The sequence below is a fragment of the Vibrio sp. AND4 genome (assembly GCF_000171815.1).
Classification (GTDB): Bacteria; Pseudomonadota; Gammaproteobacteria; order Enterobacterales; family Vibrionaceae; genus Vibrio.
Window position 1 is genome coordinate 150,241 of record NZ_ABGR01000001.1, and the last position, 12,967, is coordinate 163,207.

A 12,967-nucleotide genomic window follows, 5' to 3' on the forward strand; every position below is an offset into this window, starting at 1 on the left:
TCTGATCACTTGCTTACCGTGATTGGTGCAGTTTAGCAGTGAGAACTTATTGAGTATTGTCATTATATGGTCAGGATAAGTGCGGTTTTGAGTTTGCTATGTATACTCTATAAGGACTAAAAAAGGAAATTATATGAAACTTTGCCGCACATTACTCGCCCTTAGCATGGGTATATCTCTGCCAACTCTGGCGTGTACAGGGATTATTCTCCAAGCTCAAGATGGAGCGACAATACCAGCACGAACAATGGAATTTGGGTTTGACATCAAATCTGACATCGTAATGGTTCCCGCGGGGACTGAGATTAAATCTCTCTCAGGTGATAAGAATAAAACTGGTCTTGAATACAAATCGAAGTACGGCTTTGGTGGCGCAAACGCCTTGGGTCGAAGCATTGTTCTCGATGGCATGAATGAAAAAGGACTTTATTTTGGCGCTTTCTACTTCGCTGGTTTTGCGGAGTTCGAAGCACTAACAAAGGAAAATCAATCTGTTGCAGTATCAAGTGAGGAGTTGGGAAATTACATTCTTGCCAACTTCGCAACAGTAGAAGAGATGAAAGAAGGCCTACAGAAAATATCTGTTGTCGGCACGCATATTGAAGAAATAAACGGTTTTGCACCGCTTCATTACGCAGTCAGCGATGCAAAAGGTAACTCAGTGGTGATTGAGTACTCCAAGGCTGGGTTGACTATTTTTGATAATGAGATCGGTGTCGTGACCAACCCGCCAAGCTACGATTGGCATTTGATCAACGTCAGCCAGTATTTAGGCCTTTCCACAGAAAATGTGACGCCAACAGAGATTAATGGTGTGACATACTCTAGCGTAAGCCAAGGCTCTGGCATGATTGGCTTGCCAGGAGACTACACTTCCCCGAGTCGGTTTGTTCGAGCGGCAAGCTTTGTCACTGCGTCTCTTCCCTCTAAACATGCAGATGAAGCGGTTTTTCGTGCGTTCCATATTCTAAATGCGTTCGATATTCCCAAAGGGTTGGTTCGTGAGAGCTCTGAGGATGGTGTCTTTACCGATTACACTGTCTGGACTTCAGTCGCTGATACACAAAACAGAGACTATTATTTTAGAACGTATTTAAACCCGGAAATCACTAAGGTCAATATACCCCAAGCTTTGAAAGGGTTGAAAACACCTCAGGTGATAAGCATGGAAGCAGAATTGAGATATAAAGATGTAACAAGCCAGTTCTCCGAGAAGTAGTCCTATTACTTTGAGATAAGTGCAGAACAGTCGCGCTACGTTTGGTGACCGTTCTGTCCTTTTATAACCAAGCCGCGTTGCCTTTAGCGAGGTAGTTTGAAGCTTCGCGAAAAGGGTGTTCGCGACAGGGTCTAGCGGAACTGCTCTGTCCCTTGCGACCTTACCCCACCGATATCTACATTGGTGTCGTTTTTTTTGCTTGTAGAGAGAGGGAGGTGTCGTTTTCCCTTCCTTTTTTAGTTGGTATGAATAGACTTTGAAAACAAAATAAAGTTTAAATGTAAGTTCAGCTTAAAAGGCAATCTGATACTGAGTTTTCTAAAGGTAAGTTGATGTTAATTATATGAATAAAAAGGAATTTATCTGATAAAGTAGTCAGTTTTGCACTTGCATATGAGCCTAATATCACAAATTCAAATATCAAACTTGTCTCATATTGGTTTGGTGAGTTAGTTTTCCACTCGAATCTAACGAGGAGAATGGAACATTACTATGAAAAATAGAAACATTGCTGTCATCTTCATCGCTGGTTTTGGCCTACAAGCTCAAGCCAACAATTCACTCGATATCACCAGTAGTACTCCTGAAGGTGTGCATACAAAATTTGAATCTACCCATCAAGTTCATGAACGTATGGCGTCGTCGGGTTTTACGCTGCATCGTTGTGGCGTCAAGTCTATCAAGAGGAACCACAGAGCTAATCAAAATACGGAAACGCCACACAGTCAAATCACTTGTATGTATTCGAAGCCTGGTGAGCAGGTGACTGATGAGTCCGAAATTGCTCAGTGGCACCTAAATATCGTTTACGATATGAGTCGCCAATTGTATAAAGCTGGTAATGAGTTTACCGACCGTTACAAGACTCATATTTACACGCTAACGCCAAATTCTCTTTTAGATGCTGCTCCAAACTTTCATCAGCAAAGAGCGAGTCTTCAGGCATCTGGTATGATCGTAGGCAAATGTGAGTTACAGCAAATTTACTATTTTATGAAGCCTACAGAGACAGCCTACCTTTCGCATGTTGCTACTTGCCCTGCTTATGCAGCAGAAGGTGATTTATCAGGTCGTCTTAATGTTTCCATAGACTACAACTCTGAAAGAAAGGGCTATACCGAGGCTGAAGTTGGCTTTGACTCTCTATAGCCTACGGAATTAGGGGGAAGACCCTGAATCAAATCTAATCTCGCATTATGCACCAGTTGATGACTGGTGCATTTTTTACTTTCTGGTGATTTTTATCGGCCTCGCTTATTTGGCCATGTCACTGCGAAATTTAGATCTAGAGAGAATGATTTGGTTTGTTGGTTTGAATGTAAGCCATTCCAAATCTGGATTCGACACCCAATTATAAAGATATGATCTTTATATTTAGAAAATTGAGTTTGGAGAGCATGTTTTGATTAAGCAACTGGTTATGCCCAAAAGCTTGGCAATAGAGTGGGTCGTTTTTGATCTCGACTCGATGCCAGTGTTATGTGCTTTGGTTTGTTGAAACTACTGTGGCTTCTGACACTATTGCCTCTCCTGAAGTTAATTGGGCATTTATGGATACTTAAAAAAATGCCCTAGTCTGCATTGGCTCAGGCTAGGGCGAAGCTCAGTCAGAGCGTTAAGGATTGCAGAACTAACTATATATGCAATTAGTTTAACATTCATTGTTTTTCATCACACAACTTGCCCTTTAGGGTGATTGAATGGTTAGTACGGCGACCCGAACAACACATACCTCTACACCAAGCGTCTTTAATCTTGTGCTTGGCTCTTTGTTTTAAACGATGAAAAATATCCAAATTAAAAAGATCTAATTAATTAATGTTTAAATACTAAAAAAAATTACTACATATTTGCTTTTTAGTAGAAAAATTTATCCATCAAGAGAGAAGTTGCTGTGCAAATAGCAAAAAGTTTCTCGGCAGAAGATCTTAGAATGTGACACGTCAATCTGGTGATACAAACCAGTAAATATTCAATAATTAAAAGAAGTTGTCATCATGAATTCAAAGTCCTTCATATTTTTGCTCTTTTTATCTGTGTGTCTGATCTGGGGAACAACTTGGTTTGCGATGGAAGTAGCTTTGCACTCCATTCCTCCTGTACTTGCAACAGGTATGCGCTTTTTCCTTGCTGCACCATTGCTGTTTATTATGGCAAAAACATTCAAACAACCTTTGATGTTCCCGAAAGGTAAACGTCACTGGATCCTTATCGTTGCTGTTATGTACTTTGCTTTACCGTTTACTTTGATGATTTACGGAGAGCAGTACATCTCATCGGGCCTTGCATCGATCATCTTCGCTAATATGCCTGTAGCGGTGATGTTAATGTCAGGTTTGTTTTTGGGGCTTCGTTTAGCGCGTCACCAAGTGTTCGGCCTATTAACAGCAGTGGTAAGCCTATGTCTGATTTTGGGGAACGAGATGCAACTTGGTGGGGAAGACTACCTACTGGGTACGTTGTCATTGGCGCTAGCGGTGGCGATGCATGCGGTGATGTATGTACTGGTTCAAAAGCACTGCAAGGATATTCAGGTGCTTACTTATAATGCGCTGCCTTGCCTTATCGCTTCTCTGTTACTCTTTGCTTTATCAGCAGTGCTTGAGCAAGTGAATGTATCGGCGTTCACTTACGACTCAGTGTTGGCGGTGGTTTACCTTGGCTTTGTGGCAAGTGTTGGTGGCATTGTCGCTTACTTCAAACTTGGTCAGGTATCGACGCCGTTTCAAGCTTCAATTTGTTTTCTGATTTTTCCTTTGGTCGCATTATTTTTGTCCGCATATGTTAATGGAGAAATGCTCTCTGATCAGTCTATTTTATTAATGCTCCCGCTTATGATCGGTATTTTGCTAACCAAGGCTCCAAAGAAATTATTCAAATCTCGTTCTGCTGCGATTTCCGCCGAGTAACAAACGCTTAGAGGCTCAAATAAGCCTAGTCAAACCGCTAAGAAAGGTCTAACTATCAGGTTGGACCTTTGTTCTATCTGTCTGATTTTAAAATTAAAAATTTAATTTAAATTATTGTTATTATTTGTTTTTTCTATCCATACTGGCCATTCAGTGGTTATCACTTAAGTATATATGTGCCTAACGATGAATAATAAAAAGTAAGAAAATTCTCAAATTAGTTGGTCAGCTAGAAAAAATCTTGACCCTTTTATTAGCTATGCATTACATTTCACCCAATTGGATAGATTTGCTTTTTTAGCATTAGTTTGATTTCAAATTCATAATAATGAATGACGCTATCCATTAATAAAAATTATTGAAAGATTGTCTATCAAATTGGAATTAATATAAAATGAAAAAAACATTAGCTTTGATGAGTATGGTTGCATCTATTGGTGTCATTAATTCGGCTCAAGCCCTCGCTAAAGATGTTGGTGCTGTAACTTTTCAATGGTCTGGTATTGTACCTATTGCAGATAAGATAGAAACTGGTTACTGGATAGTGACACCAGACGGTGATAATGAACTTACTGTAAAAGATAATGGTAGATTGCAGTTTGAAAATAAAAATGGGGAGATATCTTTAAAAAGTTCGAGTGCTTTTTCATTTAAAGTCGTAAAAGACGTTGGCAATGTCGGTACCTTTGAGCCGACAACAGATATAGAAGGAATCAGCTATAAACTAGCATTGAATGACTTGAAAGTGCTCATTGACGGTAGTCCAGACAGTTCTGTTGATTATTTTGCTATTCAGGCGGATAGTCAAACACTATCAAAACTTACTCCCCAAGAATTCACAGCAAATCAAGTCGCTGATGTGAAGGTCACAAAGTCAGGCGCTCCTGGTTCTTCCTTTACACAAGCTAACGCCAATGACAATATTACAGTCATGGCCATGGTTGCGATATCAACAGACACTATATAATCTAAATCAAGCATTCACAGAGGGATATGCCCTCTGTGAATTTAAGAGGTTTAGGATGAAATTACTCTATATAGGGGTAGGTTTGGCTTTCGCTCTTGCTAGTGATTTGGTTTTTTGCGCTAGCATCGATCATTATTTTCGCCCATATGTTGTTATTGAGGGCAGTCAAACAGATCTAATCGAAATTCATGCTGACCAACAGATTTTTACGACCTTGTATTCCTCTCAAAAGAAGGCGTTTAAATCTTTGAATATTCCATTTGATATTGTATCTACAAGTGGCAAAGACGTTGGCTACCGCCTTAGCTTGATAGAGTCAACCCATACTTGTGATGGGCAAGATTACAACGTCGATGTTACCCTGAATGGATCTGAGTGGCCGGAAGATGGTCTGCAGTTTTCTGGTTCATCTGACAAATATCAAATGACGCTAACTTTTGCTCGTCTTGAGCAAAGTAAAGTGGCTACGAAAAAATGTTTTGGCACGTTAAGAGTCCAAGTTGAAAATGTAGTTATATGAGTATGAGATTTATTTTTTGTACTGCGATATTTTGGCTTTCATCGTTTGTTTTTGCAGCTCAATATCCGGCTGAATTTGCCGATTTTTTCGAACCTCGTTTAGAACTCATCGATGTTTCAGTTCAGGGCTTGGCCGAGCATGAGTCGCTTTTGGCAAATATCAGCTATGATACCTTCCAACTACCTCAAAGCGCTTCTTCAGTTGCACCTTTGAAAAAATTCCTACTGAGCCAGAATTTATCAGAAAAAGTAGTTGCAGAAATTATTGAGCATCTGGAAGCTGGGATCAATGCCAATCCAAATTGTGGTAGTGAACTTAGCAGTTGTATGCCTGATGATGTTCCGGGACAAGCTGAGTTTATTTTTGATTATGAGGCTAAGCGGCTTCGTATCTTTGTGTCATCTGAAATGTTTAACCGTGTATATGAAGAGCGAGAATACTATGAGCCTATGCATTCAGAAACGGCATTAGTTAACTGGTCAAGCCTTTACGCGTATTCTAATCAGGGCACGGGTAGCTTTTCTTGGCGAAATGATACGCAGATTGGCCTGCCAGTAGGATATGCTTCGATTGACTCCCAATATCAAAGCATTAACGGAGAGAGTTCCTTCGATCTTTATCATTCGATATACAGCTTCGAGAAAGCAGAAAAACGTTTCCTAGTAGGTTATCAGGACTCAGATCTTTTTGACTTAAATAGTACTGACTTTTTGGTTAATGATGCGGATCTCTCAGGCTTTAGTGCCACATTTGCTCGATCATCTAATTTGGTGAAGGGAGGAGAGGCCTCATTACAGCGTTTAACCTTCTTTGCTCCACAGGGGGGGCGACTGGAAGTGTATAAAGGCGAAAGGTTGTTATTTACCAAAGTCGTCAACCCAGGAGAGCAGTCTATTCGCTATGATGAACTGCCACAGGGAAATTATTTAATCACCTTGCGTTTGATGCAAGGTAATGATGTTGCATATGAAGAGCAGCGAAAAGTCGTGAACCTTTCTACCTTTGATCTGCCTGTTGGAGGTTGGGATTATCGTTTAGATATTGGCCGTTTTGACAAGCCAAGCGATGATAGTAGCGATTTGGATAGACTTGCTGTGGGAAAAATACATCGAGATTATGCGCGAGTTCTTGGAACCTACCGTGTGTCGGAAACATTGCTTTTAGGTTCTGGGGTGCTTAGTAATGGCGAGACGATGCAATGGAATGTTGGAACAAAGTTAGCCGTAAGTGAACGTATCCAATTGCAATACACGGCGGACTATTTCTCAACAGGCGATGTCTATCAGTCTGGTCTGCTAAGTTTAAATCCATTCAGTTTTAGTATTCGTCAACTCGATAGTGAAAGCTCTGATGGCCCTAAAGATATCGCTCGAATACTGTACGGAAATAATAGCTTTAAAGAGTATAGTGCGAGTGTTTCGGGGGCATGGGCGAATAACCAAGCGTATCTCTACTACTATCGTAATAAAACGGAACATTTTTTTCTGGGACAAACTTCAAGCGATAATGTTAGCCTCATTTTGTCACGCCCTTTTTTGGGAGGCGATCTAAGCGTCAATGCATCATTTAGCTCGAATGAAGGAGATTTTGATCGTTATTCAACAGGTATCTCTTGGAATCGCAGATTTGGGAGTAATATCCAAACCCGTATTGGCGTGGACTTTAACGGCAGTGAGGATACACAGACGTATGCGGATACCAGTTATACCTACGATAGTCAAAATTGGCGTGCTACCCCACGCTTGGAAGTTCGGAACAATGATCATTCTGAAGATGATTTAAACGCCTCGGTATCCGTGGTAGGGGAAGACACGACACTCAACTATGACGCATATGGTAGCATCGATTCCCATGGTAATAATTATTTATCAGGCAGTATGTCAGGTACGCAAGTGGTTTCTAAGTCTGGCGTCAAGTTTACATCGCAAAAAGGTCAAGCTTTTATCGAGTTGGCACCGAGTTGGCAGGATGAGAATATGGAATCACCAGACGCAGAAATAAACTACAGTGCTTTGAGAAATGGCAGCCCTTGGTACAGTGATACGCTATCCATAGGACAAGAAAAATTGATCAACCTGCCAATATACACTAACACAACATTTGCACTCGACACGGATTCTAAAAATATTGAGGCCAGCACTAAAAAGAGCGAATTGTTTGTGATGCCAGGTACCTATCATCGATTAGAGAGCCAGATAGTGCCACTTAACTCACAAATCTTTGTTCTGAGTGACGCTCAAGGAGACGCAATTAAAATGGTGCAGTGTTTTGGTCAAGGATGTAAAAATGTAGAACTATTGTCTGATGATGGTGTGTTTCGCGTTAATTATCGACCAAACTTATCGTTTCATTTAATGTCGGGTAATCTAAACTGTAATTTTAACCCAAAGCAAATCGGTGATAAATTTATTAAAGCCTCCTGTAAAGATTACACGGGGAATAATTAGTCAATATTCTTGTGGCTCTCAGGTAAAGCTATAAGGATGTCGGAATGTGTAAAAGGTTTTAGTGTGTTCGTTACTTAGTTGAGGCTGTAATTAGCTTTATAACGGCGCTATGTATTAAAACGGAAAGCAGCAAGTGAAACTTTACTGGAGAAGCGTAAATCGAGCTATTCTTCAGTGAAAATAAAGTGCAGTAACGCCTGTGTTTTCATGAGGGTTTGTTTTTCAGAATCATTGACTTCGAGAATATTATGAGAGAATTAATTATATTAATTGGTGGTTTGTTGCCTTTTTTCTGTAGTGCGATTGGAATCGATAGCATGTTGAATTTTACAGAGAAGGGAAAGACAGAATTTAAGGTGTCGAGTAACTCATCATACCGAGAATTTATAAAAGTGGGTATTTCGGAGCTTCACGTAAAAGATGGAGAGGTTGTTAAAGTACCTTATTCTCGGGAGAATATTGACAAGTGGAGTTTGCTAGTACGTCCAGCAAGGGCCGTCATTGAGCCAAGTTTGTCTAAGCTTTTTACTGTCGAACATGTGGCGTCTAAAGGTAGCTTGTCGAAACAAGATCATGCTTACCAGCTTTCTATCATTCCGACTCCTTACTTTGCTGAGGGAGAGCCAGTTTCTCACTCTGTAAGCATTGCTATGGGCTTTGCCCCTGTAGTGATAGTGCCGGCTGAGGAAGATAAGCCTCTAAACTATCGAATACAGTACCAAAACGGTGGTGTACGTATAAAGAATAATGGTGGGACATACTTGCGTGCTGTTTTGGATACTTGTGCAGATGACACTTTAGAGGATGAACGTGAGTCATGTACTAGCGTTTCTTACGTACTATCAGGACGTAATTTGCCTATTCAATTATCAGATAAAATGAAAAGTGCAAAAAAGATTAATGTTAACTTAAGTACACATAAATACACTTATAAGACAGCACTTACATTGAAGCCTGAGCAGGTGGTTGAAAGTGAGAGGCATTAAATGATGCCTCGTTGTCGCTATCTCTTGCCTTTTGTGCTGACCGCTATTTTTATTTGCCGTGCTACTTCAGCTTCTGAGTTTTCGGCAAAAGCAACAGGGCAAGATCTCTATTGGCTATCTTTAGATTCAGTCGCAGATGGTCAAGCACCGAGTTATTGGGACATTCCTGTACATTTGCCTGTTGCAGATAAGGTTATTCCAGGAGGGGTGACAAAAGTTGGCCGTCAAACAATAAAGGTGTCTCATGGTGGGAAACAAGTAAACTTACCAATTGATGTGCAAGGAATCATTTACCGATTATCAAGCGTCGGTACCGTTTCTGACGATGTGTTGGGGGAAGCGACAGCCACTGTGTCAGGAAATGAAGTGACGGTAATTGGCACCGGAGCAGGTGAAAAGCGCATTACTCTTAAATCTCAAGTAAGTCCAATTACACACTATCGTCCCTACCTGTCTAAAATTAACAAGTCTGAATGGGTGACATCATTTAAAAATGCGGGTGCAACTAAGGGTAGGTATGTTGGTGTTTTACCAGTATCAGCGCAATATGATTATGTGAGAAACGGTACACGTATTCGCTATACCTTGGTTTTTTCTTTGCGAGTATATATTGACTATAACCCTAGCTTCCTTAATAGCATCAGTGTATCTGGGGATGACAATATGAAAGTAGAGTATGACTTCCCGCTACTCGTTAAAGCTGAAACAACTTATACCGTAAAGGCGACAGGGTATTTCACTGATGGTATCTGGGTTGGTCTATATCCTCCGAAAGGTGGGGTTTTCAGTTTGAAATCAAGCACGACAAACAAAAAAATTAAATACAATGTGACCTGTACAAGAGGCTGTGATAGGGACAAACGAGTGATCGTCGATGGAAAACCTATGATCGACACCAGCGATAGATTAATCATAGATGCTACGGATAAAACAGAGGCGACTGCTCAATTTAAAGTCGACTTTGATAACATTTCCGAGTCAGAGTTTAAGGGCGGAACTTACACAGGATCCTTTATATTGTTTTTTGAAGCCCGTATTTAGTGAGCTTTACTTTTATGAGAGAGGTTATGATGTACTCTTCAATGTCGGTTTTCCGTATTGGTATTTTAGCATGTGCAGTGCTCATGGTTGGCTGCGGTGGTGACACAAAAGATAATGCAGCCCCTCCTGCTAGACCGCCATCACCTGACTCGTCGATGATCGTTATGGACGGTTTTAGTACCGTGGAGCCTAATAAAAGTACCTTCGTCGACTTAACACCGTTTATTCGTGGTGATAATGTTCGCATTACTTCTATCAACAATGATGGTAAACATACTGAGTGCGGGACGCCGAGTATCAGTGGTTTAGGTGTCAATGTTGATATTGCAAATAGTACATTTTGTGATTTTAAATATACCGTGGCGCAATCAAACGGCTTAAGAGCTGTTGGGACGCTAAATGTTTTATCAACTGAAGCTGAAGAACCGACTCTGCCACCTTTGTCAGATGCAATTACTCTAGACTCTGGTCCTGTCGATTTTGACTTAGAGGTTCTATTAGGCGCGAATTGGGAAAACTCTTATTCTCTCGACAAAGATAATATTGAAGTACAAGGCCAAGAGTCCAACCTAGGAAAAGCAACAGGGGCAGACAACACAATTACCTTCAAGCCACCAACCTTATCGGGTTGGAATCGTATTGTTTATGTACTGAAAGATTCTGCCAATTCACAGCAAAGTGTAATGGGGGTTATTTACGTCACGGTGTCCGAGGTAATTAATCAGGCTCCTGAGATTGAACCGCGGAGCTATGACTATAGCTTTTACCCTGATTCATTCGATAAAATAGGGACACCAATTGACTTTGGTATTGATAATGGTTCTACGTTAGGTCCAACTGGGTTTGCAAACCAAGTTATTGATACTTATCAAGATATACTTTTTATAGAGGAAGACCATAATTATATCAATCATATACGTCTGCCAATAGGGGCGGAATATGATGGGCGTACTTTTACTGCTCGAAGGGATTGTTTGGCTAATGTAAAGCTTTATAACGAGTACGAACATATAGGTAACGTTAATGAAGGCAGCAATGGTGACAGAAAAAGAACAGTCAAAAACATCAATGGAAAATGGTTCTCACAGAATGCCATTGACCCAATCTATATGAACGACGAAGAAACCATTGATCTTTCTAATTTATCTGGATTAGACATCAAGGATCCCGATGGGCAAGAATGGCAACTTATCAGCGTACAAAGTTTTACTGCCGAAGTCACTCTCACCGATCCAGACTCGGTAACTAACAAAGCCTTTCAATTTTCCGCTTCTGATGTTGGGGAACACATAGTCAGTTACATTATCGCTGATCACTATGGTGGATATGCTCCTGGCCTTATCAGAATAAAGGTAATGGCTAAAGACACCGAAAGGGCCTGGACTGATATTGATATTAAAGATCCAGACTACGCATTTATCGCTCCAATTACTTATACATCAGCCTCCTCTGAGGGCTTCAACGTATTTGCTGTTTGGGATGACAACGCTAAAAATACCGTTGCAGGCTACGATGAGTCGACAGCAAAAACCTATTGCGATACCCTGGGCAGCTTGCCTTCAATCTATGAAATGCAGACGCTTTTTGATAGCAAAGATAAGGAATTAAAAAAGTGGCCTAAGCAGCAGCCTTACCTGGTGCAGAGTGGTGACTCCGTTGAGGGTTATAACCTAGTTGATGGGACGGTCGAGCCATACAATAAAAGGCAATCATATTATGTAGCTTGCACGCTAAACCCTTATATGTATCTCCAATTGACAACTCGTAATGTCGTTGCAAACGGTGAAAAGCAAGTTGTGGGTAGGGTTACAATGCCGAAGAAGGATGGCGAGTTTACTATCAAAGCTGCCGATGCAAGTGATCTAACAAACAATGAAGTAGAAGTAGAAAAAAATAAGATATCGGATCATGTACAAGAGGTGTCGCTTTCATCAATCAGCACCGGCACATATAAATTTGTGGTGGTTGATGATGAAGATAAAGACTCCACGTTGACAAGCCAACCAGTGACTTTTATCGGTGACCAAGAGACAGCTGTCGGAGAGATGGAAGTGCCAAAGATGTATCCATCAGGCAGTACACCTAACGAAGTTAATATTAAAGTTGTTGATGAAAACAACAACCCTGTTTCTTCCCTCTGGGTGATTTTAACATCAAGTGATGCCGGTGATGATATTAAGCCAAAGAAAGGCAGCCCGACAGGACCTGACGGCAGAATACAGATGACTGTTACAGCAGAAAACGTAGCTTCTAGAACGCTGACGCTGAGTAAAAAAGGTAATGGTGGCACCGAGATCTCTACGCTTAACGTAACACCAGCTGAGCGTCATTGGAATGTGGTAGCGCAAGATGAAACGCACGTTACTCTCCGCTTTGAAGCGCAAAAGAGTGAAATGGATGTTAGTACAGATCCGCCTCTGCGTGTTTTCTATAACATTGTTTGGTTTGATCCAGAGTTTAAACTGAGCTCGCTAAACGATAACGGGCTTGGCAAAACATACGAACTTAAATCAAAACAGTCACTGCGAATTGGTAGAATACAACAAAATTGTCCCGGTTTCATAACGTATACAATAGATGAAGTGGGTGAATATATTGACCTAGAATTTGACCTTGGTAGCAAATGTCAGTCGTTCGATATAAGCGACAACGTCAAAGGTTTACCAGCGGTAGTGGGAACGATTTCAAATAGATTTGGTATTCCGATTCTTAGGGACAAAAGCATAAAACGTCCCTAGATTTACGGTTATCCAACTAGGGCTCAAGCTGTTGAGCCCTAGTCTATGTTAGCTGTTCATTATTACAAAGAGTGATTTATTGTGGGTACTAATGCCTAATGTTCTCTAGTAACATATTTCAAAACATAAATGATATTGGA

Annotated in this window: 9 protein-coding genes; all 9 read left to right on the forward strand. The window is 40.8% G+C overall.

Annotated elements, in window-relative coordinates:
- Positions 1-133 precede the first annotated feature (133 nt).
- The 9 genes from AND4_RS00575 (at position 134) to AND4_RS00615 (ending at position 12,827) form a co-directional block, all read left to right on the forward strand.
- A complete protein-coding gene (locus AND4_RS00575) occupies positions 134-1,219 on the forward strand; it encodes a choloylglycine hydrolase family protein (RefSeq protein WP_009840917.1) in 1,086 nt (361 codons plus the stop codon).
- Between the two features lie 492 nt (positions 1,220-1,711).
- Positions 1,712-2,368: a hypothetical protein gene (locus AND4_RS00580; RefSeq protein ID WP_009840918.1), complete on the forward strand. Its 657-nt coding sequence runs from the start codon at positions 1,712-1,714 to the stop codon at positions 2,366-2,368.
- 848 nt (positions 2,369-3,216) lie between these two features.
- Entirely contained in the window at positions 3,217-4,128 is a 912-nt protein-coding gene (locus tag AND4_RS00585) for a DMT family transporter (RefSeq protein ID WP_009840919.1), read from the forward strand.
- A gap of 394 nt (positions 4,129-4,522) precedes the next feature.
- Complete coding sequence (locus tag AND4_RS00590) at positions 4,523-5,095, forward strand: hypothetical protein (RefSeq protein WP_009840920.1); 573 nt, start codon at positions 4,523-4,525, stop codon at positions 5,093-5,095.
- Between the two features lie 55 nt (positions 5,096-5,150).
- Positions 5,151-5,615 carry a hypothetical protein gene (locus tag AND4_RS00595; protein ID WP_009840921.1) on the forward strand — a complete coding sequence of 155 codons (465 nt, stop codon included), beginning with the start codon at positions 5,151-5,153 and terminating at the stop codon, positions 5,613-5,615.
- A complete protein-coding gene (locus AND4_RS00600; RefSeq protein ID WP_009840922.1) occupies positions 5,612-8,062 on the forward strand; it encodes a TcfC E-set like domain-containing protein in 2,451 nt (816 codons plus the stop codon). Before AND4_RS00595 ends, AND4_RS00600 begins: the two co-directional genes overlap by 4 nt.
- 248 nt (positions 8,063-8,310) lie before the next feature.
- Positions 8,311-9,048, forward strand: a complete 738-nt coding sequence (locus AND4_RS00605) for a hypothetical protein (protein ID WP_009840923.1) — start codon at positions 8,311-8,313, stop codon at positions 9,046-9,048.
- Entirely contained in the window at positions 9,049-10,089 is a 1,041-nt protein-coding gene (locus AND4_RS00610; RefSeq protein WP_009840924.1) for a hypothetical protein, read from the forward strand. It begins immediately after the preceding gene.
- Positions 10,090-10,115: 26 nt separating this feature from the next.
- Entirely contained in the window at positions 10,116-12,827 is a 2,712-nt protein-coding gene (locus AND4_RS00615) for an Ig-like domain-containing protein (protein WP_009840925.1), read from the forward strand.
- Positions 12,828-12,967: the final 140 nt, after the last annotated feature.

What these genes read in the sequence shown, in the direction of transcription:
- AND4_RS00585 (WP_009840919.1), top strand. Translation starts at nt 3,217, where the DNA reads ATGAATTCAAAGTCCTTCATATTTTTGCTCTTTTTATCTGTGTGTCTG.
- AND4_RS00610 (WP_009840924.1), top strand. Translation starts at nt 9,049, where the DNA reads ATGATGCCTCGTTGTCGCTATCTCTTGCCTTTTGTGCTGACCGCTATT.
- AND4_RS00605 (WP_009840923.1), top strand. Translation starts at nt 8,311, where the DNA reads ATGAGAGAATTAATTATATTAATTGGTGGTTTGTTGCCTTTTTTCTGT.
- AND4_RS00615 (WP_009840925.1), top strand. Translation starts at nt 10,116, where the DNA reads ATGATGTACTCTTCAATGTCGGTTTTCCGTATTGGTATTTTAGCATGT.
- AND4_RS00580 (WP_009840918.1), top strand. Translation starts at nt 1,712, where the DNA reads ATGAAAAATAGAAACATTGCTGTCATCTTCATCGCTGGTTTTGGCCTA.
- AND4_RS00590 (WP_009840920.1), top strand. Translation starts at nt 4,523, where the DNA reads ATGAAAAAAACATTAGCTTTGATGAGTATGGTTGCATCTATTGGTGTC.
- AND4_RS00595 (WP_009840921.1), top strand. Translation starts at nt 5,151, where the DNA reads ATGAAATTACTCTATATAGGGGTAGGTTTGGCTTTCGCTCTTGCTAGT.
- AND4_RS00600 (WP_009840922.1), top strand. Translation starts at nt 5,612, where the DNA reads ATGAGTATGAGATTTATTTTTTGTACTGCGATATTTTGGCTTTCATCG.
- AND4_RS00575 (WP_009840917.1), top strand. Translation starts at nt 134, where the DNA reads ATGAAACTTTGCCGCACATTACTCGCCCTTAGCATGGGTATATCTCTG.